Origin of the sequence: Nocardia sp. NPDC005366, from assembly GCF_040606855.1 — a bacterium.
Classification (GTDB): domain Bacteria; phylum Actinomycetota; class Actinomycetes; order Mycobacteriales; family Mycobacteriaceae; genus Nocardia.
In genome coordinates this window covers 1-23,884 of the sequence record NZ_JBEXFQ010000013.1, presented here as the reverse complement: position 1 = coordinate 23,884, position 23,884 = coordinate 1, and the positions used below count along the sequence as shown (strand labels likewise).

Below are 23,884 nucleotides of genomic sequence, written 5' to 3'. Positions count from 1 at the left end.
ACCCAGGTCATCAGGCTCAAAGGCGCTGATAGATATTGGTTTCGCACTTTGTCCACGTGTGGATCAATGACGTTGCGGCGTGTCGGGCAAGTTGAACAGCCGGGCGTGTTGAGTTAACGGCTCGTGTACAAGTTATGACCTGTATCACATTACGATCGGTCGGTTTCCCCCGTCATCCACAGGCTGAATAACCGGTGGTAGAGCGGGTGTCGCCATAGAGGCCGTGTGTTTCATCGCACAGCGGAACGTGAATGGCTAATATTCCGCTAATAGTTGGGTGCGCGCAGGCGAAGACCACCCCCGTGCGGGACACGGGAGTGGTCTTCCACCGAATGAGGTGCGAATCACCCGGAGGTGATTCGGGAAATCAGTTGGCCTCGACCTGCAGGTCGAACTTCGCCACCACGTCGGGGTGCAGGTGCACCACGATGCCGTGCTTGCCGGTGGACTTGATGTGCGATTTCGGCAGTTCGATGCTGCGCTTGTCGACAACGGGGCCGCCCGCGGACTTGATGGCCGAGGCCACGTCCGACTGGGTCACCGAACCGAACAGCTTGCCGGTGCCAGCGGTCTTCACGGTCAGCGAGACCGATTCCAGGCCCTCGATGGCCTGCTTCAGCTCGTTGGCGTGATCCAGGTCGCGCACCTTGCGCGCGTCCTGGGCACGGCGGATGCCCTCGACCTGTTTCTGCGCGCCACGGCTGGCGACGATGGCCAGGCCGCGGGGCAGCAGGTAGTTGCGGCCGTAGCCGTCCTTCACCTCGACGCTGTCGCCGGGCGCGCCGAGGTTGTCGACATCAGCAGTCAGAATCAGCTTCATTTTGCGTGTCTCCCTTCTCAGCGAGCCGTCGACACGTAAGGCAGCAGGGCCACCTCACGGGAGTTCTTCACGGCAACGGCGATATCGCGCTGGTGCTGAACGCAATTGCCGGTGACACGACGGGCACGGATCTTGCCCCGGTCGCTGACGTACTTGCGCAGCAGCGTCGTGTCCTTGTAATCGATCGAAACGGTACCGGACTTGGCTTCCTTGCAGAATGCGCAAGCCTTCTTCTTCAGCACCTTTTCGCGCGCGGGCGCTTTAGGCATGGTCTATTACTCCGTAATCATTGATGGTCCGGTCGTTCGCGCGACCCGTCGAAGGTCGTCACGGCCGATCGGGCCGATGAGAGCCGTATCAGAACGGCGGTTCGTCGTCTACGCGGCCGCCCCCGAAGGAGCCTGCCGCGGGCGCACTGCCCCACGGGTCGTCCTCGGCACCGCCGGAACGACCGCCGCCACCACCGGAGGAGGAGGCGTTGAAATTGCCGCCGCCACCACCGCTGCCGGAACCGAATCCGCCGCCGCCACCGCCGCGATTGGCCTTGTTGACCTTCGCGGTCGCGTAGCGCAGCGAGGGACCGACCTCGTCGACCTCGAGTTCGACGACCGTGCGCTTCTCACCCTCGCGGGTTTCGTAGGAGCGCTGCTTGAGCCGTCCGCTCACGATGACGCGAGCGCCTCGGGTCAGGCTTTCGGCGACATTTTCCGCAGCTTCGCGCCAGATGTTGCAGCGCAAGAAGAGCGCTTCGCCGTCTTTCCATTCATTCGAATTACGGTCGAACACACGGGGAGTCGATGCGACGGTGAAATTCGCCACCGCAGCGCCCGCGGGCGTGAATCGAAGCTCGGGGTCAGCCGTCAGATTTCCGATGACGGTGATGACCGTGTCGCCTGCCATGTGGTTCCTCCTGCTCGGTGTGCAGTCGCCCTACACTCGCTTGTCGCGCTAGAGCCTAGAGATAGGCACCGACGCATAGCACGAGTGCTGTGGAACTACTTGTCGTGGCGCAGGACCTTGGTGCGCAGCACCGACTCGTTCAGTCCCAGCTGGCGGTCGAGTTCGTTCACCGTGGCGGGAGTCGCGGTCAGATCGACCACGGCGTAGATGCCCTCGGCCTGCTTGCGGATCTCGTAGGCGAGCCGGCGGCGGCCCCAGATGTCGACCTTGTCGACCTTGCCGCCTTCGGTCTTGACGACGCTCAGCATGTTGTCCAGCGACGGACCAACAGTGCGCTCGTCCAGGCTCGGGTCGAGGATAACCATCACTTCGTAATGACGCACGGACCAATCACCTCCTGTGGACTAGGAAACGGCCACGGACGGTCCGTGGCAGGAGGGTCGTTGCGTCAGCAACCCGACAAGGCTACATGACCAGGTCATGACCTCTGAAATTCGCCCTCATCTAGGGTGGGATTCATGTCGACAGGACCCGCCGCCAGCGATCTCATCGCCGGTCGCGTGGCTCGCCGCACGGCCTTGGCCATCGCGGTGCTGCTGCTGTGCGGGCTCACGCTGGCGCTCGGCTACGCGAACAAGGCGCGCTGCGCCACCGGGCCGGTCGACGAGTCCGGCCGCAGCACGATCTTCGACACGATCAAGGATTCGGAAGTCTGCTACTCCGATATCCAACTGCTGTGGCTCGGCCGCGATATCGATCTGCACGTCTTTCCCTATATCGACGGCGGTATCACCGACGACGGCACGCTCACCGGCGGCGCGGTCGAATATCCGGTGCTCAGCGGCACGATGATGTGGCTCGGTGCGCTCGGGGCCGATAACGACGCCGAATTCCTGGCGTTCTCGGCACTGATCCTGGCGCCGTTCGCCCTGCTCACCGCGTGGCTGCTGTTCCGGCTGTCCGGACGCGCCGCGCTGCTGTGGGCGGCAGGTCCACCGCTGGTGCTCTACGCCTTCCACAACTGGGAACTTCCGGTGGTGTGCACGGCGGTCGCCGCCGTCTACGTGATGATCTGCCTGCAGCGGATATCGCTGCGCAAGCGGGCTGTCGTGGCGGCGGTGCTGCTCGGGCTCGGTTTCTGCCTGAAGTTGTATCCGGGCATCTTTGTGCTGCCGCTGATGGCCTACGTCCTGACCCACGGTGATGAGGACGACGGTGCGCGCACCCTCGACGTGCGCGGCGCACTCCTGACCGCGGCCGCCGCCGTCGGCACCGTGATCGCGGTGAATCTGCCTTTCGCGCTGGCCGGATACGAGGGCTGGCGGGCCTCCATCACCTTCCAGCAGATGCGCCAGGCCGATATCACCACCAATTCCCTCTGGTATTGGGGATTACGCCGACTGTACGGCGAGGACGCCGACAGCGAATCCTCCTTCCAGCAGACGGTGTCGATCGCCTCGCCAGCTCTTGTACTCGGATCGTTCGTGCTGGCCATGTGGTTGGGCCGGCGGCGGTATTCGGCGACCGGCGTCTTCCCGTGGGTGGGGGTCAGCGGCGCGATGCTGTGTGGGTTCCTGCTTTTCCACAAGGTGCATTCGCCGCAGTACACCCTGTGGCTGATCCCCTTCCTGGTGCTGCTCGAGGTGCCGTGGTCGCTGATCGGCGGCTATCTGGTCGCCGACGCCGCGGTGGGAATCGGTGTCTTCCGGTACTTCTACGCGATCACGTCGGAAGGCTCGATCGATATGACGGAGAGCGTCGTGCAGTTCGGCGTGTGGGGTCGCGCGATTCTGCTCATCGCGCTGTACTTTCTGTTCACGCGGGCCGGTATGCGGGGAATTCGGCCCGCGCCCGTCGCGGTCTCGCGTGCCGCGCCCGGCGAGTTGGTCTCTGCCGCATAGCCGCCGACGTCGAGTCGGTCCCCGAATCCAGTGGCGCGCCGCGTCGCACGGCAGACTGAGTCCATGCTGCAACTGCGGATCTTGTCACCTGCCGCGATCACCGACGAGGTGATCGGGATTCTCGATGCCGACGACGCGGTGAGCGGTCTCGCGGTGGTGCGCGGTTCGTCGCTGAAACCGCCGGGGGATCTGGTCTTCGCCGATGTCGCCAGGGAAGCGGCCAATGATGTGATCGACCGGCTGCGGGCCCTCGGGGTGCACAGGGAGGGCACCGTCGAGATCGATACGGTGCGAACCTGGTTGTCGCGCAGTGGTTTCGAGGCCGAAGTTCGCACGCCGGGCAGTAGCGCCGATGCCGTGGTGTGGGCGGATGTGGCGCAGCGGTCCTACGAGGAGACCGAGCTGAACTGGACCTACCTCAGTTTCATGACGCTGGCCACGGTGATCGCGGCCATCGCGATCGTGCTGGATTCGCAGATCCTCGTCATCGGAGCCATGGTGCTCGGTCCGGAATTCGGGGCCATCGCCGCGCTGGGTGTGGCACTGGTACGCAGGCGGTTCGTGCTGCTCGGTCTGGCCGTGCGCACCCTGATTCTCGGATTCGCGGCGGCCATCGCGATCACATTCGTCCTGTCGCTGATCGGCCGTGGGCTCGGCTGGATCACCGTCGACGATGTCATCGGGCCTCGCCCGAGTACCGCATTCATCTACACCCCCGACAAGTGGTCGTTCATCGTCGCGGTGATCGCGGCCGCGGCCGGAGTGCTCGCACTGACCTCATCGAAGGTGGGCGGGCTGAGCGGAGTCTTCATATCCGTCACCACGGTCCCGGCCGCGGGCAATATCGCGATCGGCGCGGCATTCGGTCTCGGAGAGGCGATCTGGGGCAGTGTCTGGCAGTTGGTGGTGAACCTGATCGGCATGGCTCTGGCGGGCTGGGCGACCTTGGCCTTGCAGCAGGCGGTGTGGTCGCGGGTGTCGGTGCGGCGGGCGCGGGCTCTGCACCGGCCGTACCGAATGTTGTGAGGCGAGCGGCGCCTGCGCCCGGTGCTGCCGCGACCTTGTCGACGTCGCCGGGGCTGAGTCATCGGCGCGCTCCGCGTCGTGGATACGGCGGAAATGAGAAGTGGCAGCGGTTCCGTCGTGAGACGGGGCCGCTGCCACCGGAATTCGTCTTGCCGGGGATCAGCCGACCGACGTCACCGAACGTTCGTTCTCGACCTCGTCCGCATCGCCTTCGCGACGGTTTCGGATGATGCTGGTGAGGAACGCCGCGCCGATGAACGCGACACCCACCAGGCCGGTGATGATTTCGTTGATGTGCACGCCGATCGAGACCAGCAGGATCACCGCCAGCGCGCCGATCGCCCAGTGCGCGCCGTGCTCCAGGTAGACGTATTCCGAGAGCGTGCCCTTGCGCACCAGGAAGACGGTGATGGACCGGACGAACATCGCGCCGATCAGCCCCAGGCCCAACGCGATGATGATCGGGTCGGAGGTGATGGCGAAGGCGCCGATCACGCCGTCGAAGGAGAACGACGCGTCCAGGACCTCGAGGTAGAGGAAAAGGAAGAAGCCCGCCTTGCCGGTGGCCTTGGCCAGTTCGGATGGACCGCCGCTCTCGAGATCGTCGGTGTGGAACATGGATCCGAGACCGTCCACCGCGATGTAGGTGATGATGCCGAGCAGTCCGGAGACGAGGACGGTGGCGCGTTTGTCGTCCGCGGCGATGAGTTCCGCGACGAGCAGCAGCCCGACGCCCGCGACGACGACGGAGAGCATATCCAGCTTGCCCGCCTTGGCCAGCGGCTTTTCCAGCCAGCTCAGCCAGGTGATCTCGCGCTCCTCGAAGATGAAGTTGAGGAACAGCAGCGCCAGGAACATGCCGCCGAACGCCGCGATCTGTGGGTGCGCGTCGGTCAGCAACGTCTCGTAGCTGGCGCTGCCGTCGGGGAAGTAGGCCGCGTCATCGGCGGGTGGGTTGAGTGCCAGATCGAAGGCCTCGACCGGGTTGAGTCCCGCGGTGATCCAGACGATCGCCAACGGAAATACCAGGCGCATACCGAAAACGGCGATCACGACGCCGACGGTGAGGAAGATCTTCTGCCAGAACTCACTCATCCGTTCCAGGACGGTGGCGTTGATGACAGCGTTGTCGAACGACAGCGAGACTTCGAGGATGCCGAGGATCGCGCAGAGCACGAGGGCCGTCGGGCCGCCGTACAGCAGCGCCACGACGAGCGACACCACCGTGACGACGCCGGAGAGGCCGAAAATACGCAGGACCACGCGGGGACCTTTCGTTGCTTTGAACAGAATCGGCGAGAGTGATACCAGCGTGGCCGTTGAACCGCCGTATGTCCAACGATGTGTGCGCGGCGGGCTGGACGCGCGGGGAGGGGGCTCGTCGCCGAGCCCCCTCCCCGCGGAGATGCGTGTTTCTTAGACGTTCACGCCGTAGTCACGGGCGATTCCGGACAGGCCGGAGGCGTAGCCCTGGCCGATGGCGCGGAACTTCCACTCGGCGCCGTTGCGGTACAGCTCGCCGAAGACCATGGCCGTCTCGGTGGAGGCGTCCTCGGACAGGTCGTAGCGGGCCAGTTCGCTGCCGTTGGAGCGGTCGACAACGCGGATGTAGGCGTTGCGCACCTGGCCGAAGGACTGCTGCCGGGTTTCCGCGTCGTAGATCGAGACCGGGAAGAAGATGCTCTCGATCGTGGGCGGGGTGCCGGCCAGGTCGACATTGATGACCTCGTCGTCGCCTTCGCCCTCACCGGTGGTGTTGTCACCCGCGTGCTCGATGGCGCCTTCCGGCGAGCGGAGGTTGTTGAAGAACACGAAGTGCTGATCCGACACCACCTTCTTGTCCGCTCCGGTCGCGATGGCGCTGGCGTCCAGGTCGAAGTCGGTCCCGGTGGTGGTCCGAACGTCCCACCCCAGTCCGACGGCAACAGCAGTAAGGTTAGGCGCCGCCTTGGTCAGCGAGACATTGCCGCCCTTGGACAAACTGACACCCATGCGGGATTCCCTTTCAATAGTCCGTCTGTGATTCCCAGCATGTCCGAATCGCCGGGTACGACTTACGACAGTAGTAGGTTTCGGCGAACTTGCGTAGGAACTGGGGGAACCCTCGGCGAATGGGAGGATCTCCTATGGTGCGGCGCCGGACATTGTCCGCTCGGTAGTCCGGTTCAGCACCTACCATCGGGGCGTGGCAGGCCGTAGGCGTGGCTGGTTCCGGTCATCCGGGAACAGCGAATGGATTCAGCAGGCCCGGTCGCAGCTCGCGGACGCGTTCCTCGACATGGACCGGCGACAGAGCGCCGCCGACGCGGCGGTGCTCGCTTCCGACGAGGTGTTCCCCGAGCGTGGCTTCGGCGCGGTATGGGAACCGGTGCGCAGCCGGTGCTACGACGCCGCGGGCGCGTATCTCGCGCTGGCCGACGAACTGGAGGCGGCGGAGCGGGACAACACCCCGCTACCGCAGGGGCAGGAGCGTACGGCGACGGTGACCCGCAGGCTGACCGACGCGGCGCGTGCGGTCGACGAGTTCTATCGCGGTCATCAGGCGCAGCTCGAGCAGGCTGTCGGGGTGCATCAGGCGGTGCCGCAGCTGGCCCGACAGGTGAAGGTGGCCGCGGCGGGAGTCCGGGCGCAGGCGGCGAATTCCGAGTACGCCGACTATCCGTCGGTGCGCGGGCGTGCGAGCGCGGTCGATGAGGCTCTCATCACATTGGAGGCCGCGGGTGCGCGAGGGGCAGGCGCTGTTCGGAAGGCGGCGAACCGATTGGAAGCCGCCACCAGGGAACTATCGGATGCGCTGGCGCAGGCGCCATCTCGCAACGCTGCCGCAACTACCGCGATCTCCTCGGTGAACACCAGGTTGGCCGCGGTTCGCAACCGCTCGGCGGGGCTCGCTCCCGCCTACTCGGCATTGCTGCGTGAGTTCAACGCTGCGAGTTCGGCGGATCTGGCGAACAATGAGCGAGAAAGCCAGCGAGCCATCGATGCCGCCGCCGACGCCCTCGACCGGGCGCGTGCGGCATCGGCCGAGAACAACCCGGAGTCCGCACTTGAATTGACCACTTCCGCGCGGGGGAACCTAGCCGAGGCCGAACAACAGGTCGATGCCGTCACCAAACGGCTCGCTCTGCTGCGAGAGGTCCGGGCGAATCCGCGAGACCGAGCCGAGGCCGTACGATTCCGGCTGCGGGACGCACAGATGCTCGCGGTGAGCCGTGAGCTCGTCGGCGAATGGGGATCTGTGCTCGACGCGCAGGTCGACCGTATCGATCGAATTTCCGAAACACTGTCGGGGCGTCATCCCGACTACTGGGCCTATGTGACGGAACTGGATGCCGTCACCGAATTCATAGCCGGGGTAGTGGATCGAATGAGAAAACACTTAGGACCACGACGAGAATGAGGATGGGTCATCGATGACCGCAGGCATCGCCGTCCAGCAGGAGATTTCCCTGCGGAAGCGACTGCCGCTGCGCCATTTTCGGCAGCTGCAAGGGCCGGACATCCGGCATTTGTTCTATCGGCAACCGGAACCCTTCGGCGATCACGCCGACAGGGAGCTATTGGCCTACGCGCTGGGAGCCACGCTCTACGCGCCCGCCACCAGACCGGATCTGGCCGAGACGATTCGTAGACGCGCCGCGCACGGCGTGTGTTCGATGGTCATCGACCTGGAGGACGCGGTCGCCGACCACGAGGTCGAGATGGCCAAACTCCAGGCCGTGGCGACCCTGGATCTATTGGCGACCAGCCACGATCCGAATCCGCTGCTGTTCATCCGGGTGCGGGACGCGGAGACGATCGGCGAAATCGTCGAGCGGCTCGGGCCGGGCGCTGCCGTGCTCGCGGGTTTCGTCTTCCCGAAATTCGACAGTGCCACCGGCCAGAGGTATCTGGACACGCTGGAGCACGCCGCGACCAGGCTGGACCGTCCGGTGTACGGCATGCCGGTGCTGGAGTCGGCGTCTCTCGTGCACCGTCAGACCCGCGACCAGGAATTGACCGAGATCGCGGCGATGCTGGCCGAGCACAGGGAGCGGGTGCTCGCGGTGCGGGTCGGCGCGACGGATATGTGCTCGACCTTCGGTATCCGTCGTGACCGTGATCTCACCATCTACGACGTACGAGTGGTCGCCGATGTGATCGCCGACATCGTGAACTATCTCGGGCGTACCGACGGCAGCGGTTACGTCATCACCGGACCGGTGTGGGAGTACTTCGCCGACCACGAACGGATGTTCCGGCCGCTGCTGCGCACCGCGCCGTTCGAGGAGTCCGACGCGGTGCCGTTCCGCCGGTATCTGGTGTCGAGGGATCTGGACGGATTGTTGCGCGAGATCAGCCTGGATCGGGCCAACGGTATCCAGGGCAAGACGGTGATCCATCCCTCGCACGTGGCCGCGGTGCACGCACTGTCGGTGGTCACGCACGAGGAGTACTCCGACGCGCTGGACATCCTGCAGGTCGACGTCGGCGGGGTGGCAGCCTCGGAATATCGGAACAAGATGAACGAGATGCGGCCACACCGCAGTTGGGCTCGTCAGACTTTGCTGCGAGCGCGGGTGTTCGGGGTCGCGAACAAGGGCGTGTCCTTCGTGGATCTGCTGACGGCGTTGGTGCAGGTCCGAGGGGTGAGCGAATGAGCGCAGGCATGCACGTCGAGATAACGACGGACCGCGCGGGTGCTTCATACTCAATCGAAATACCTTGGGCAACAAGGGAACTCGGAATCGAGTTGCGTCATCACGCGTCCTACGGCGCGGGTGACGGCAGTGCGCTGCCCGTCGAATTGCGGATCGACACGTTGATTCGGCCGGGACTGCGGCGCAACAACGCGCGCCGGGCGCATCTGCTGGTGTCGACTGTGCTGGGCAAACATCTGCCGACCGATCCGCGCGTGGTGCTCGACGCGGGAAACCGGCTCGGTGATCTGGTGAGCGCCGTGCTCGCGGCCCGCGAGACGCAACCGCGACGGTCCTCGGCCGAGTCGTCCGGCGTGGCCGCCGTCGTCCTCGGATTCGCGGAGACCGCGACCGGTCTCGGGCATACGGTCGCCGCCCGGATCGGTGCGAGATGCTATCTGCATTCCACCCGGCGCGATGTCCCCGAGGCGAACACGCTCACCGGATTCGAGGAGGGCCACTCGCACGCCACCTCGCATCTGCTGCAACCCGCTCCCGCGGAAATCTTCGTCAACGATCTTCCGCTGGTGCTGGTCGATGACGAGATCTCGACCGGTGCGACTGCCGTCGACGCCGTGCGGGCCCTGCACGCTTTCTCGCCGAGGTCGCACTATGTGCTCGCCTCGCTGGTCGATATGCGCACCGAGGCCGATCGCGCCCGATTCGAAGCCGCCGCCGCCGAACTCGGGGCCGTCATCGATACGGTGTGCCTGGCCTCGGGACGCACCACGCTGCCGGAGGGGTTGGTCGCCGCGGTGACCGCGCTGCCGGAAGCCCAGCTGAATCCGACGGCCTCGCATCGCGGTTCGTGCACACGTGTGCGCCTGCCGTGGCCCGACCGGGTTCCCGAGGGTGGCAGGCACGGAATTCTCGGCGCCGAAGTCGAGGCGTTCGAGGCGGCACTGGCCGGGGCGACCACCGCCGTGAAAGCGGGTCTCGATCCCGGTCGGCCCGTCATCGTCATCGGGCACGAAGAACTCATGTACCTGCCGTTGCGATTGGCGGCCGAACTGGCCGAATCCGGCATCCCGACCCGATTCCAGACGACCACGCGCTCGCCCGCGTACGTACTGGACGAGCCGGGCTATCCGCTGCGGCGTGGATTCCGCTTCGCCGCACCGGAATCCGATGCCGACGCGCCGCGCTACCTGTACAACGCGCAGTGGGAAGAGGATATCGATACCGCATGGCCGCACCGCACCGGTGACGTGCTGGCCGATCCGATCCTCATCGTCGTCATCGACGCGCCCGCCGACACCGCCGAACTCGTCGCCGAGGGTGGGCTCATCGACGTGCTCACGGCATCCGGCAGCGATGTGGTCGTCGCGGTGCTGCCTGGCGCCGATCCCCGCAAACTTCATGCCGACCGCAGCGATTCGCCGCACGGCACAGTGCTCGATCCCGTCGGCGTCGCCGGGGTATCCGTGAACAATGCCCCGGTGGAGTCCCCGTGACCTCTCTATCGAACCGTTCGCCGGGATCGGCGCTCGAAATTCCGGCACCGCTACACGGTCCGGATTTCGGATCGTATGCGGCACAGGAGGTTTCCTGGCTGTTGAAAGATCTCTCCGAGGTCGATCTCGAAGCCGATGTGGCCGAGCGGGAGCGCCGGATCCAGGCCGGTGACGCGCATTACGCGGAATCGCTTCCCATCGAATTCCAGCCCGACGCGGCCTATCGCGAACTGTTCGACCGGGTGCTGGTCGAGAGCGCGCAACGGTTGGCGCTCGCGGTGGGGACGGTCGCGGAACTGGTCGTCGCCGAGCGGGGCGAGAATATCGTGCTGGTCTCGCTCGCCAGGGCGGGCACCCCGATCGGTGTTCTGATGAAGCGCTGGCTGCGTTCGGGACGCGGCGCGGGCCGGGCGAGCCTGGATGTGCCGCATTACGCGGTATCCATCGTGCGCGATCGCGGCATCGACGCGGTCGCGCTGGATTACCTGGCGCGCCACCATGATCCGGCATCGATCGTCTTCGTGGACGGTTGGACCGGCAAGGGCGCGATCACCCGCGAACTCACCGAGGCGCTCGACGACTACCACGCCGCGGGCGGCGCACGGTTCAACGACGAACTCGCCGTACTCGCCGATCCGGGTCACTGCGTGCGCACCTACGGCACCCGCGACGATTTTCTCATCGCCTCGGCCTGCCTGAATTCGACGGTTTCCGGCCTGATTTCGCGTACCGTTCTGAACGACACGCTGATCGGACCGGGCGATTTCCACGGCGCGAAGTTCTATCGCGAGCTGTCCGGCGACGATGTCTCCGGCCGCCTGCTCGACACCGTGACCGATGCGTTCGACGCCGTCCGTGATCGCGTCCCCGCCGAGCTCGCCGCGCTGCTGGCGAGCGACCGTACCCCCACCTGGACCGGCTGGACCTCGGTCGAGAAGGTGCGCGAGGAGTACGGCATCGCCAGTGTGAACTTCGTGAAACCCGGTGTCGGCGAGACGACCCGGGTGCTCTTGCGGCGGGTGCCATGGCGGGTGCTCGTCCGCGAGGCGGACGCGCCCGAGCACGCGCACCTGCGCCTACTCGCCGCCGCTCGCGAAGTTCCGGTGGAGGTCGTTCCCGACCTGGCCTATTCGTGCATGGGATTGATCAAGGAAGTGCGATAGCAGGATGCTCCTACACAGTTTACGAAGACAGGCTCTGATCGCGACCGACCTGGACCGGACGATGATCTACTCGCGCAACGCCTTCAGCACCACCTCCGAAGTGCCGACGGTCTGCGTGGAACACCTGGAGGGCGCACCCCTGTCGTTCATGACGACGGCCGCCGCGTTGCGGATGCAGACCCTCACCGAACCCGCGGCGGTGGTACCGACCACGACCCGCACCATCAAACAGTTCAACAGGATCAAATTGCCCGGCGCGCCTTGGCGCTACGCCATCACGAGCAACGGCGGAAATATCCTGGTCGACGGTGTTCCCGATATGCGCTGGCGCATCGATATCGACGGTCAGGTGCGCGCGGGCGGCACCACGCTGTCGGAGGTGAGCGCCGAACTGCGCTCACGTATCGATGATTCGTGGGTCACCAAGTTCCGAGTCGCCGACCACCTGTTCTGCTACCTGGTGGTCAAACCCAAGGATGTGCCGGAAGACTTTCTCGCCGAATGGGACGCGTGGTGCCGTCCCCGCGGCTGGTTCGCCTCGCAACAGGGTCGCAAGATCTACACCATGCCGAATGCGGTCTGTAAGAGTCATGCCGTCGCCGAGGTGCGCCGACGACTGCTGGATTCGGGTGAACTCGCCCCCGCGGCAAAGACTTTCGCAGCCGGTGACGGCGCGCTCGACGCCGAGATGCTGCGCGCGGCCGACTCCGCTATCCGCCCCCGCCACGGTGAACTCGAACAGCTCAACTGGACGAGCCCCAACCTGACGATCACCGAGGCCACCGGCATCATGGCGGGGGAGGAGATCATCAACTGGTTCATCAAGGCGGCCCCCGCCGAGTAGCCGCCGCCGATGTCGGCATTCCGGCGAACTCAGCGGCCGGGCGTCCCGGGCCGCTGAGTTCCGCCGCACATCAAGGCGTGCTGAACAGGCCCTCTGCCAGGACCGGCCACGACGACTTCAGATCGTCCTGCCAATAGCCCCAGGAGTGGGTGCCGCTGTCGCGGTAGACGAATTTGGCGGGGATGCCCAGCTGGTTCAGGCGGGTATTCATATTGTGGTTCGACCAGTTGACGCCACCCTCGATGACCGAGCCGATGGCGACCACCTGCGGTGTCTCGGCGGGGGATTCCATCCGGAATTTGCCGCCCGCCTGGTCGAATTCGCCAGGAATGCCGTTGCCGGTGGAGAAGAACAGGTGGGTGCCGCGCAGCTTCTCCGCATTGACCATCGGGTCATTGGCCGCCCACAGCGGGCTGTCGGTCGGGCCCCACATATTGCGGGTGTCGCCGCCGCCCCAGGTCTCCACCGTCAGTTTGACCATCTGCTGGCCGATCGGGTCGCTGACCTGGGCGATACCGCTGTAGGTCGCGACACTGCGGAACAGGCCCGGCTTGGCGATCGCGAAGTTGAGCACGGAGGTGCCCGTCATCGACAGGGCCGCGACGGCATTCACGCCGTTGGCGCCGAGGGCCGCGTCGACCAGCGGCGGCAGTTCTTCGGTGGTGAAGGTCTGCCACTTGTTGACGCCGAGCACCGGATCAGGATTGATCCAGTCGGTGTAGAAACTCCACGCACCGCCGACAACCTGGACGACATTGATGTTCTTGGTGCCGAGGAATTCGAGTGCGTCGGTGTTGCGCTTCCACGACGCGTCGTCCAGACCGCCGCCCGCGCCGTTGAACAGGTACAGCGACGGCCGCGGTGCGGAGGTATCGCTCGGGCGCAGCACGTCGACGGCGACTGTCTTGTTCATGGCCGAGGAGAACACGTGCAGCCGCACATTGCGACTGTCCTTCACCTCGATCTTCTGGACGTAGGAACCATCAGGGGATTTCACCGATGTCTCCACGACGCCGGGACTTGTCACCGGCTCGGCAGCCGCAGGAGACACTCCGATTCCGAGCGCCACCGCGCTCACAACCGCCGCGAGCGCGACCCGTCTCCTGGTGCGGTGGTGCGACATCCGCTTCCCCTCTGTTTCTCTCTCGTGTGATCGACACACTTGTCCACAGGGCTGATCGGAATCCGAGCCGTGCGTGTTACTCATCGGCATTTCGAATGGTCGGCGACCGTCGCGTCGCCGCCTGCCGCCGGATGCGGGTCAGTACTGCTGCTGGCTCGCGAGCTGCTGGGCGATCACGGATTGGATCCGTTGGAGACCGCCGACCGTCATGCCGCTCTGCAGTTGGCCCTCGATGGTGCGGACCAGAACGGAATCGCTCATCACCTTCTCGCTGGACTGGATGAGTACCGTGCCCGCGCCGGTGAAATCGAACTGCCGTTCCTCGCCGGAGTTCACGCCGAAACGCGCCGCGCCCGCCGCGAGGAAATCGGTGACCCACCGCTGGTCGTAGTGGTGACTCGGGGACGGGCAGTCGGCCCAGCCGACAAGCGATTCCGGGTCGACCCGCAGCGGCGGTTCGGCGAACATCACCGGACCGTTGGAGGAGGCGAGGAATTTGCCGGTCCCGATCAGGGTGAGGAAGCCGGGCACGATCGACTGGTTGAGCGACAATCCGGGTTCGAAGGCCAGCAGATTGGCCGCGCGGATGGTGAGGTTGCCGTCCTCGAGGTCATAGGAATTGATGTTGTAGCCGCGGTCGCCGATGATCAGCTTGCCGTGCCCTTCGGCGACGACGTAATCGCCGGTGAACAGCGGCGCCGAGAAATGCTGCGACACCATCTGCATCAGACCGCCGTGCAGGCCGTGGGTGAGCATCTGGAAATTGATCTGCCCGTAGTAGGCGATCATCGCGCCCTTGCGCATGAACCAGGGCCGGGTCATGTCGATGCAGTAGGCGTAGTCGTTGCCCGGGATATTGTCGCTCTCACCGAGATTCATCGGGCTGAATACCTCAGACATCACTCCGCCTCGCCGACGCGGGGCCGCGTCACGGCAGTGGAAGCCGTGGCGGCCGTATCGATTCGCTCGCTCATACTCACAACTTCTCTTCGGAGGCCTGCACGTAGACGACACCCTGTCCGACGCAATGCAGTTGCATCGCCTCGCCGGATCCGCGACCAACGGCGTCGCGCCAGCTCAGTGCCGTTTTCAACTCGGTCTGCACATTTCCGTAGGCGGCGACGAATGCCTGCGGATCGACCACGACCGGATTCGGGCCGCCCACCTGCAATTCCAGGAATCCGCCGTGGGCGAGCAGGACCGCCGCGCCTTGACCGGTGAGCTGGGTGGTGAACATGCCCTGCCCGGTGAGCGCACCGGACGCGGCGCCGCGCAGCGCGCCCATGATGCCGCCGCCACCGCCACCGCCGCCGGAACTCATCACCGAGACAACCGAACTCTGCAGTTGCGCGCTGTTGGCGAGCAGTCGCGACGCCTCGACCCGCAATGTCGCGCCCGGCTGCATCTGCACCACATGCACTTCGAGTCCGGCCAGACCGTAGTGCACCTCGCCGTTGCCCTGTGCCAGCATGGTGCGCTCGTGTTCACCGGCCATCATCCGGCCCGCCATGCGCATCAGGCCGCCGCCGCCCATGCTCTGCGCACCGGGGATCTGATGGGGCGAGAAGGAGATATCGCCGGTGTAGAACAGCATCGCGCCGTTGCGGGCGACGACGCCGCCCGCCATCGCGACGTTGACCTTGACGACTTTGCCGTTGACTTTCTCGAACATGGACCTGCCCCTACCGTTCCGCCGGCTGGATCAACACGACACCCTGGCCATCCCAGCGCAGCGAGAAGGCTTCCCCCGCGTCCTGGCCGATCACCGACCGCCACGACACATCGGTCACGAAGGACTGCTGGAGGTTGCCCTGGGCGGCCACGAACGCGTCCGGGTCGACGACCAGCGGATACTGCGGCGACACTTCGAGATGGATCAGCGGACCGCCCGCCGAGAGCAGCGCGACCTGGCCCTGTCCCGACACCGTGGTGGTGAAAAGGCCCGCTCCGGTCGACGCGCCGCGTAGACCGGCGAAACGAACGTCGGTACGCAGATTTCCGGCGAAGGCGAGCAACTGCTGCGATTCCACCTGCAGTGTGTCGCCGTTGAGGTTGACCACGGAGACGTTCTGCCCGTTCACGGCGAAGAAGACCCGGCCGTTGCCGCCGCATTCCATCAGCGACAGTTTCTCGCCGGTGGCGCGCCGCTTCATCCCGGCGAGCACACCGTCGCCGCCGCCGAAGCCCGCGGCCTTGAACTGGACATTGCCTTCGTAGGCGATCATCGAGCCGGAGATCGCGCGGACACTGGTTCCGGCGAGGTGCGCCTCGATCACCTTTTTCGACTGTTCGAACAGTTGCGCCATGGGGAAGTCTGCCTGCTGTCTTGTCCGGGAATGTGGGCGTTCTCGCCACTTCCAGCTGCTGTTCCGCGGGAGTTCCCGCACCCCGTAGATCGCGCGGGACCGCGCACGTGTGTCCCAGCGATCTCTCGTGTGCCGACACACTAACCGATATCGGGTTTCGTGTCGGGGTCATGTACGGCGTTTACTCCGGCCCAGCCGAGACCGTTTCTCGTAGAGTGGCTAGTGAAAGCACCGACAAGCGAAGGGTCGACCTTGTCCGCAACACTCGCCAAGGGCCAGAACGGTCCGTTGGCCACCAATGACGTGGTGATCTCCGTCCAGCTCACGGCACCAGCGGATCTGTCCGCGCTCTTGGTGACCGAGCGGGGCAAGGTCAGAACCGACGCGGATTTCGTATTCTTCAACCAGCCCAGCGGCCCCGGGGTGAGCTTGCAGCCCGCGCCCGCCGGACAGCCCGCCGCGCTCGCGGTCTCGCTGAACGCGGTGCCGCAGGACATCGATCAGATCCGAGCGGTGATCACCCTCGATGACCCGTCGAGCAATTTCGGTCAGTTCGCGCCGCCCACCGCCGTGGTCTCCGATACGGCCGGTAACCGGTTGTACGAGTACCAGATCGGCGGATTGCAGACCGAGTCGATCGTCATCGCGCTCGAGCTGTACCGCCGCCAGGGCACCTGGAAGGTGCGTGCGGTCGGGCAGGGTTACGCGGGTGGATTCGCGGCGCTGGTCACCGATCACGGTGTGAGCGTCGACGACTCGCCCCGGCCCGCCGCGCAGCAGCCGGTCGCGCCACCGCCGCAGCAGGCCCCGCAGTACGCGGCGACCGGTGCGTACCCGCCGCCGACCGGGCAGGGTTACCCGCCCCATGGTGGCGGTTACCCGCCGCCCGCGTCGGGAACCGGGTACCCGCCTCCGCCGCCGCAGCAGGCCGCACCACAGCCGACGGGTGAAGTGAGTCTGAGCAAGGACCGCCCGGTCAGTCTGCAGAAGGGGCAGAAGGTCACCCTCCGCAAGGAGGGCGGCGCCGCGCTCACCTTCGTCAAGATGGGTCTCGGCTGGGATCCGGTGCAGACCCGCGGCATGTTCGGCAACCGCACCGTCGATATCGACCTCGACGCCTCGGTCATCATGTTCGCCGACATGAATCCGGCGGATTACGCCTACTACGGCCAGCTTTCGTCCAAGGATGGTTCGGTCCGGCACCAGGGCGACAATCTCACCGGTGAGGGCGAAGGCGACGACGAGGTGATCCTGGTCGACCTCACCAGGATTCCCGCCCACATTTCCACGCTGATATTCATCGTCACCTCGTACAAGGGCCACACCTTCGAACAGGTGCACAATGCGTTCTGCCGCTTGGTCGACGGTGCCAACAACGCCGAGCTGGCCCGATACACCTTGGCGGGCGGTATGCGGTTCACGGCGATGGCCATGGCGAAGGTCTACCGGGTCGGCGGCGATTGGAAGTTGCAGGCACTCGGCGAGGGCTTCCAGGCCAAGCATCCCGGTGAGGCGATTCCGCAACTGGGCCGGTTCCTTTCGGCCAACTGAGGCCGGCACGGCAGGGTAGACGACGTGATGCAGCTGAAGGCCGGTCAGAACTTTCCACTGACCGGCGACACCGTGCGATTCAGCGCGAAAGCCGGTGCCGCTCTGGATATTTCCGCGCTGGTGGTGGCGGAGGATCTGCGGGTCATAGAAGCCGCGGACTTCGTCTTCTACAACCAGCCCGCGACGCCGGGGGTGACCCTGTTCGAGGGTGAGGTGACGATAGACCTCGCGCGGGTGCGCGCCGAGGCCAAAGCGGTGCTGCTCGTCGCCAGTGCCGACCCGGCGGCTCCGCCCGCCGCCGGACTCGGTTCGGTGGCTGCCTCGTTATTCGACAATGGCTCGGTGACAGCGGAATTCGTCATCACCCCGACGGCGGGGGAGACGGCACTGATCTGCCTGGAGGTGTATCGGCGCGGCGCCGAATGGAAGGCTCGCGCGGTCGGGCAGGGGTACGCGGGTGGTCTCGCCGTCCTGCTGCCCGCGCACGGGGTCGAGGTGGACGAGCCCGCCCACGCGACGCCCGCGCGCGACACCATCGCCGGACCGCGGCCCGGCGCGCACCCCACCGGGCCCGCGCCGGTCGAGGTGGCGCACGGCCTGGAACGACTGTGGATGATCTTCGAGGATGCCGCGCGCTCCGCCGCCGCCCTCATCTCGGCCCGCGACTACGCCGCCAAGCGGTTGGACACCGAATTATCCGCCGCGGTGGCCGATCCCGCGACACGCAACGGTCCGGCCGCGATCGCCGCCCGCCGAGAGGCACAGCGGCGCAATGACGAACTGATCGCGACGGCCGAGAGCAATCACCGCCGCGACGCCGAACACCTCATGCGCGAAATCGCCGACGCCGACCGCAAACTGCCACCCGCGCTGGCCTCGTGGACTTCACCCGCCTGGGACGGTCCTCCCGCGCCGAGCGACGGCATCCGCCTGGGTGAGCTGTATGCGATCGAACGCGGACCGCTGCGCGTGCCCTACTGCGTCCCGGTACCGCTGACCAGGCCGTTGTGGATAGATACCGAGAGTTCCGCCGCTGTTGTCCCGGTCGTCGGCGCGCTGCTGGCCCGCCTGCTCGTCGCCGATGCGAGCAGGCGCACCCGCATGGATGTCATCGACCTGTCCGGCGCGTTCGCGGGCCTGCTCACCCCGTTGGCCCCGGTGCTCAACGGATCCGTCGTCACCGACCACGCCGATATCTCACCGCGTCTGCAAGCCCTCGCCGATGCCGCCGAACTCGCCGAAATGGCCTACACCAGTGGTAATTTCGTGCCACCCGACGTGCATCGGGTGCTGCTGGCCGCCGACTTCCCGCACGGCTACCAGGCCTCCGACGCGCTGCGCATCGGCTCCCTGATAACCCGGGGCGACCTGATCGGGCTGTCCATCGTGATCGTCGGCAGCGACGAATCCGAATCCGATGACAGCAGCGTGGCCATGCTCTCCCAATCCTGTCGGCACCTGCCCACCGTCGAAGACACCCCGCTGTTCGACCCGTGGACCGCCAGCGCGTGGCAACTCGAACTGGATCTACTTCCCCGAGATCCGGCTCACCGAGCGCGCCTGCTGCGGGTCGAGTAGTCGGCGATCGGACCGCCGGGCTTCAGCGACGGATGAGCGGCGCGTCGTACCGATTCGCGATTCTCCCGGGACGCAACAGTTCCGGGAGCCAGGGACGCAGTGGATCGGGTGTGCGGTCGAGTACGCCGCCGACCGGGTCGTCGACGTCATCGCGGCGGACGAGATCTTCGTCGGTGCGATAGATCTGACGGACGATCACCGCGCACAGGGCGATGACGGCGAGGTCGCGCAGGATCACCGTGCCGGTGAACCACTGCTCGGGCAGGCCCTTTCGGTCGAGGCCGAGGTAGTAGAACATGCGCGGCACCCATACCAGCGCGTCGATCGTCATCCAGGCCAGCAGAATGCGCCGATGGGGCAGGGCGAGTACGGCCAGCGGAACGAGCCACAGCGAATACTGCGGGCTCCACACCTTGTTCGTCAGCAGGAAGGCCGCGACCACGAGGAAACACAGCTGGGCCACCCGCGGACGCCGGGGCGCGGTCAGGGCGATATAGCCGATGGCTAGGCAGGCCGCCACGAACAGCAGTAGCGAGACCAGGTTGAGGATCGCGGGTGTCTCACCGTGGATCAGGCGCCCGTCGAAACCTTGCCACCCGGTGAAGGAGGTGATCACGTTGTAGATCGAATCCGGATCGGCATGCCGGGTGGTGTTGAGCCGGAAGAATTCGCGCCAGCCGTCCGGGAACAGCACGGCGATGGGCAGGTTCACCGCGATCCAGGTGCCTGTGGCGGCGGCGACTGTCACCGCCGCGGCGCCGAGCGGGCGCAGGCTCAACAGATCGATGCGTGCCGGAGTCCGACGGACCCAGGTGCGGAGCGCGGAACCGCTGCCGATATCCCGCACACGCATCAGTCCCGAACCGAAGCCGGGTACGCGGTGCATCGGGTCGGCGCGCAGGCACAGCACGACGATCGGTCCGAGCAGCAGCAGCGGATAGAGTTTCGCGGCCCCGCCCAATCCGAGCAGTAATCCGGCCAGCGCCGGACGCCTGCGTGCCCAGGCGAGTAGAGCGGTCGCCGCCAACGCCGTCGCGATCGCGTCGAAATTGGTGAAGGCGTGCACGAGGACGAGCGGTGAGCACGCGATCAGCGCGGCATCCCAGATCCGGCGGCCGGCCAGCATGGCCGACGCCCACACCGTGACCAGCCACGCCAGTGCCAGGCCCACCGCGATCACATTGAAGTAGATGACCACCTGAAGTGCTCCCGGCAGCGGCGACGCGTCCCAGGTCTTGGCGATCTGCATGCCGAGGTATTGGTAGAGCCCCGAGAGCACCGGGTACTCCATATACCTGGTCTCGGTGCCGCCGTCCGGGGTTTCCTCGGTCCACTGCTTCTTGTACGGGAAGGCGCCCTCGTCCAGTCGTTCGGCGCCGTAGAGCGGGACCGTGTCGGAGTAGCACATCGCGATGTACTGCCTGCCGTTGTGCCAGTCCAGGGTGGGTCTGCCGTCGGGGCCATCGGTCTGCTGGATACAACCCGCCTTACTCGCCCAGCCGAGGGCGAGGAAGATCAGCGTGAACAGGAACAGCACCCGCAGCGGTGTCCATACCCGCACCCGGCCGATGAGCGCGTGATCGCCGACCGGGCCGCCGACCACGGTGGACAGCTGCGAGGCCAGGGAATCGTTGCGGCTCGGCTTATCTCGGTCGTCGGCCGATCGCAGGTCCGGCGCGAGCGGAGCGGGCGAAACCGCACGTGTCCCGCCGCCGCGCCCCCCGCTGGACTGCGGCGCGATCCCGCTGCTCCGCTGATCCACCACTTGCTGATCGGTCACGGTACCCGAGGGTAGTAGGCCCGCGCGGATCCGCTCCGTTCGCGCCCGCGGTCGGCGCGACGAACCCGTGCTTCGGCGGTTACCGCCCCCTGGTCGGTGCGGGTTTCGGCGATTCTTCGTCGGAACCGCCGCTACTCGGTTTAGAACCGGACGGTTGTGCGCCGCCGCTCGGCGCGACCGGCTGACCGGGTAGCGGGCCGGGCCCCTGGTCTCCCTGCTGCGGCTGTTGCTGCTGGCTCTGCGGATTGGGCTGGACGCCCGGCACCGGAATCGTGATGCCGGGCAGGATCTCGACCTGGGTCGGCGCGACGACGACCGGCGGCACGAAGGAGGGAACCGTGGTCGACGGCGGGGTGTAGGCCGCACTCCATTCCGGCACGCCCGATTGGCCCTTGATCGGGGCGGGTTTCGGGAAGGTCTCGATCGGCGTGCCCGAGAGCGCCCCGTCCATGGTGGCTTTCCAGATATCGGCGGGCAGGCTGGAACCGTAGATCATGGCGCCGCCGTAGTTGCGCAGCGGCGTGTTGTCGACGCTGCCGACCCAGACCGCGGTGGACAGCGACGGTGTGTACCCGACCATCCACGCGTCCTTGTTCTCGCCGGTGTCGAGCAGCTGCGCGGTACCCGTCTTCGATGCCGACTCCCGGCCGCCCGCCAGTCCGTGATTGCGCGAATAGCCCGCGATGGGTTTCATCGCGGCGGTCGCGTTATCCGCGACGGCCGCGGAAACCCGCTGCTCACCCGCCACGTCACCGCGATCGAGCAGAACCTGTCCGTCGGCGGTCACCACCTTCTGCACGAAATGGGGTGCGTGGTACATGCCGGAGGCGGCGAGTGTGGCGTACGCCGAGGCCATATCGAGCGGGCGGGCCTGGTACTGGCCGAGCACGATGCCGTTGTTCGGCCCGGAGCCGTCGGGCTCGGTCAGGGTCTTGCCGACGCCGGGGATGGTCTCCGGGATGCCCAGTTTGTGGCCCATATCGGCGATCTTCTGCGGGCCGTTGCCCATATCCAGCTGCATCCGGTAGAAGCTGGTGTTCAGCGACCGCTTCAACGCCTCGGCGATGGTGCAGGTACCGCACTGTTCGCCCTCGACGTTGGTGATCTTGATGCCGTTCACGGTGAGCGGGGCGCTGTCGTACATCTGCGACAGCGGGACGCCCTGTTCCAGATTCGCCGCGAGGCCGATCACCTTGAACGACGATCCGGTCTGCAGACCGGCGTTGGCGAAGTCGTAACCCTGGCCGTCGCTACCGCCGTAATAGGCGCGCACCGCACCCGTTCGCGGATCGATCGACACCACCGCGGTGCGCAACTGCTCCGGCTCGCCCTGCATCTTCGAGGTGGCGGCCTCGACAGCGGCCTGCTGCGCCTTCGCGTCGATGGTCGTGGTGATCTGCAGGCCCTCGGTGTTGAGGGCCTTGTCGCTGATGCCCGCCGCCGTGAGTTCGTCGAGCACCCGGGTCTTGACCAGGCCCTCCGGGCCGGAGTCGAGGGCCTTGTCCTGGGTGGCGGAGTTCGGGAGCACGGCCGGGTATTGCATACTCTGCCGCTCGGCGGATTGCAGATTGCCGCCGTCGACCATGCCGTCGAGCACATAGCCCCAGCGCGTCTTGGCGCCCTCCGGATTCTTCTCCGGATCCAGCAGTGACGGCAGCTGGATGGTAGCGGCGAGTACCGCGCCCTCGGCGGGGGTCAGATCCGGCACCGACTTGCCGAAGTAGGCCTTCGCCGCCGCGTCGATCCCGTAGGCGCCACGACCGAAGTAGATGGTGTTGAGGTAGGCGGAGAGGATCTCGTCCTTGCTCCACTGCCGTGCCATCTTCGCCGAGATGACCAGCTCGTGCAGCTTTCGGGTGAGCGAGCGCTCATCACCGACGAGCGCGTTCTTCACATACTGCTGGGTGATGGTCGAGCCACCGCCCGCACTCTCCTTGCCGAGGACATTGTCGCGCGCGGCGCGGACGAAACCGGTGATCGAGAAGCCGGGGTTGGTGTAGAAGTCACGGTCCTCGGCGGCGATCACGGCGTTGCGCACATGCGGCGGAATCTGCTCGATGCTGACGTCGGTGCGGTTGCCTTGCGGCGGCACCACCTTGCTGAGCACGGTCGTGCCGTCACTGGCGTAGATCAGCGCGACCTGATTGGTCTTCAGATCGCCGGGTTTGGGCACCGACACCGTGCTGTAGGCGACGAGCAGGATCGTGCTCGGCACCACGATGATCAGCGCCAGCAGCACGTAACACGTACGACGCACCACTCGCCACGGGAATTTGCGCTTCTGGCCCGGACCGCGGTTGCCGGGGCCGCCGGTGCCGTCGCCGGTGCCGTTGCCGCGCCGCGGCGGAGGACCGGAGGGCGGTCCGCCCGCGGTCGCCCGTCGCTCGCCGGTGCCCGTGCCGTTCGGCCGCCGGGTGCGGTCAGCGCCGGGGCGGTTGTCGACGGCCGGTCTCGATCCGGTGGCGGGGCGAGCGCCAGCCGCGGGACGAGCGGCGCCCGCGGCCGGTCGCGGACCGGTGGCCGGTCCGCCGCGCCGGTCGCGTTCGGCGACCGCTTCGCTCAGCGACGCGGGCCGAGGTTCGCCCTGCCGGGAAGGACGGCCGGGCACGGGCTGACCGGGGCGGACGATTTTCTGGGTCGCCTGCGGACCACCCTGACCCGGTTGCGGTCGTCCCTGCGGCCGCTGGGGCGGCGGCGGACCCGGCCGCTGCGGCGGCTGCGGCCCGCGGGCAGGGGGAGCGCCGCCTGGCCCACCGCGC

At 66.4% G+C, this 23,884-nt stretch carries 21 protein-coding genes; 9 read left to right on the top strand and 12 right to left on the bottom strand.

What is annotated here, in order from left to right; translation table 11 throughout:
• Positions 1-367: 367 nt before the first annotated feature.
• The 4 genes from rplI to rpsF form a co-directional block, all read right to left on the bottom strand.
• Positions 368-820: a 50S ribosomal protein L9 gene (gene rplI / locus ABZS43_RS16865; protein WP_355036806.1), complete on the bottom strand. Its 453-nt coding sequence runs from the start codon at positions 818-820 to the stop codon at positions 368-370.
• Between the two features lie 17 nt (positions 821-837).
• Positions 838-1,089: a 30S ribosomal protein S18 gene (rpsR, locus tag ABZS43_RS16860; protein WP_067786801.1), complete on the bottom strand. Its 252-nt coding sequence runs from the start codon at positions 1,087-1,089 to the stop codon at positions 838-840.
• Positions 1,090-1,177: 88 nt separating this feature from the next.
• Positions 1,178-1,720 (bottom strand): single-stranded DNA-binding protein, encoded by a 543-nt coding sequence (locus ABZS43_RS16855; RefSeq protein WP_355036805.1) that lies wholly within the window; start codon positions 1,718-1,720, stop codon positions 1,178-1,180.
• Between the two features lie 95 nt (positions 1,721-1,815).
• The gene (gene rpsF, locus ABZS43_RS16850) at positions 1,816-2,103 is read right to left on the bottom strand and encodes a 30S ribosomal protein S6 (protein WP_109523030.1); all 288 of its coding nucleotides are present in this window, start codon (positions 2,101-2,103) and stop codon (positions 1,816-1,818) included.
• Between the two features lie 135 nt (positions 2,104-2,238).
• Between rpsF and ABZS43_RS16845 the strand changes: the two genes are divergently transcribed.
• Together ABZS43_RS16845 and ABZS43_RS16840 are read left to right on the top strand one after the other, a co-directional pair.
• A complete protein-coding gene (locus ABZS43_RS16845; RefSeq protein ID WP_355036804.1) occupies positions 2,239-3,621 on the top strand; it encodes a hypothetical protein in 1,383 nt (460 codons plus the stop codon).
• A gap of 63 nt (positions 3,622-3,684) precedes the next feature.
• A complete protein-coding gene (locus ABZS43_RS16840; protein WP_355036803.1) occupies positions 3,685-4,647 on the top strand; it encodes a DUF389 domain-containing protein in 963 nt (320 codons plus the stop codon).
• Between the two features lie 159 nt (positions 4,648-4,806).
• On the opposite strand, the gene ABZS43_RS16835 is transcribed toward ABZS43_RS16840, so the two are convergent.
• A complete protein-coding gene (locus ABZS43_RS16835; protein WP_355036802.1) occupies positions 4,807-5,910 on the bottom strand; it encodes a DUF475 domain-containing protein in 1,104 nt (367 codons plus the stop codon).
• Positions 5,911-6,063: 153 nt separating this feature from the next.
• Positions 6,064-6,639: a TerD family protein gene (locus ABZS43_RS16830; RefSeq protein ID WP_355036801.1), complete on the bottom strand. Its 576-nt coding sequence runs from the start codon at positions 6,637-6,639 to the stop codon at positions 6,064-6,066.
• Between the two features lie 193 nt (positions 6,640-6,832).
• Here ABZS43_RS16830 and ABZS43_RS16825 point away from each other — a divergent pair, with 193 nt between their 5' ends.
• The 5 genes from ABZS43_RS16825 to ABZS43_RS16805 are packed head-to-tail and all read left to right on the top strand — an operon-like array spanning position 6,833 to position 12,787.
• Positions 6,833-8,047 carry a hypothetical protein gene (locus ABZS43_RS16825; protein ID WP_355036800.1) on the top strand — a complete coding sequence of 405 codons (1,215 nt, stop codon included), beginning with the start codon at positions 6,833-6,835 and terminating at the stop codon, positions 8,045-8,047.
• 13 nt (positions 8,048-8,060) lie between these two features.
• Positions 8,061-9,287, top strand: a complete 1,227-nt coding sequence (locus ABZS43_RS16820) for an HpcH/HpaI aldolase/citrate lyase family protein (protein ID WP_355036799.1) — start codon at positions 8,061-8,063, stop codon at positions 9,285-9,287.
• An 8-nt stretch (positions 9,288-9,295) separates the two neighbouring features.
• Positions 9,296-10,780, top strand: a complete 1,485-nt coding sequence (locus tag ABZS43_RS16815; RefSeq protein ID WP_355036934.1) for a phosphoribosyltransferase family protein — start codon at positions 9,296-9,298, stop codon at positions 10,778-10,780.
• Positions 10,781-10,818: 38 nt separating this feature from the next.
• Entirely contained in the window at positions 10,819-11,943 is a 1,125-nt protein-coding gene (locus ABZS43_RS16810) for a cysteine protease StiP family protein (RefSeq protein ID WP_355036933.1), read from the top strand.
• Between the two features lie 4 nt (positions 11,944-11,947).
• Positions 11,948-12,787 (top strand): HAD family hydrolase, encoded by an 840-nt coding sequence (locus ABZS43_RS16805; protein ID WP_355036798.1) that lies wholly within the window; start codon positions 11,948-11,950, stop codon positions 12,785-12,787.
• Between the two features lie 70 nt (positions 12,788-12,857).
• On the opposite strand, the gene ABZS43_RS16800 is transcribed toward ABZS43_RS16805, so the two are convergent.
• The 4 genes from ABZS43_RS16800 to ABZS43_RS16785 all read right to left on the bottom strand — a co-directional run bounded on the left by ABZS43_RS16800 (position 12,858) and on the right by ABZS43_RS16785 (position 16,216).
• Positions 12,858-13,910: an alpha/beta hydrolase family protein gene (locus ABZS43_RS16800; RefSeq protein ID WP_355036797.1), complete on the bottom strand. Its 1,053-nt coding sequence runs from the start codon at positions 13,908-13,910 to the stop codon at positions 12,858-12,860.
• A 138-nt stretch (positions 13,911-14,048) separates the two neighbouring features.
• Positions 14,049-14,810, bottom strand: coding sequence for an AIM24 family protein (locus ABZS43_RS16795; protein WP_355036796.1), 762 nt, complete (start codon positions 14,808-14,810; stop codon positions 14,049-14,051).
• A gap of 76 nt (positions 14,811-14,886) precedes the next feature.
• The gene (locus ABZS43_RS16790) at positions 14,887-15,582 is read right to left on the bottom strand and encodes an AIM24 family protein (protein ID WP_355036795.1); all 696 of its coding nucleotides are present in this window, start codon (positions 15,580-15,582) and stop codon (positions 14,887-14,889) included.
• A 10-nt stretch (positions 15,583-15,592) separates the two neighbouring features.
• On the bottom strand, positions 15,593-16,216 hold the full coding sequence (locus ABZS43_RS16785) for an AIM24 family protein (RefSeq protein ID WP_355036794.1): 624 nt from the start codon (positions 16,214-16,216) through the stop codon (positions 15,593-15,595).
• A gap of 252 nt (positions 16,217-16,468) precedes the next feature.
• Between ABZS43_RS16785 and ABZS43_RS16780 the strand changes: the two genes are divergently transcribed.
• Positions 16,469-17,767, top strand: coding sequence for a TerD family protein (locus ABZS43_RS16780; RefSeq protein ID WP_355036793.1), 1,299 nt, complete (start codon positions 16,469-16,471; stop codon positions 17,765-17,767).
• A gap of 27 nt (positions 17,768-17,794) precedes the next feature.
• A complete protein-coding gene (locus tag ABZS43_RS16775) occupies positions 17,795-19,345 on the top strand; it encodes a TerD family protein (protein WP_355036932.1) in 1,551 nt (516 codons plus the stop codon).
• 22 nt (positions 19,346-19,367) lie between these two features.
• Here the strand turns inward: ABZS43_RS16775 and ABZS43_RS16770 are convergent, their stop codons facing one another.
• Together ABZS43_RS16770 and ABZS43_RS16765 are read right to left on the bottom strand one after the other, a co-directional pair.
• A complete protein-coding gene (locus ABZS43_RS16770) occupies positions 19,368-21,086 on the bottom strand; it encodes a glycosyltransferase 87 family protein (RefSeq protein WP_355036931.1) in 1,719 nt (572 codons plus the stop codon).
• A gap of 118 nt (positions 21,087-21,204) precedes the next feature.
• Complete coding sequence (locus tag ABZS43_RS16765; RefSeq protein ID WP_355036930.1) at positions 21,205-23,385, bottom strand: transglycosylase domain-containing protein; 2,181 nt, start codon at positions 23,383-23,385, stop codon at positions 21,205-21,207.
• Positions 23,386-23,884: the final 499 nt, after the last annotated feature.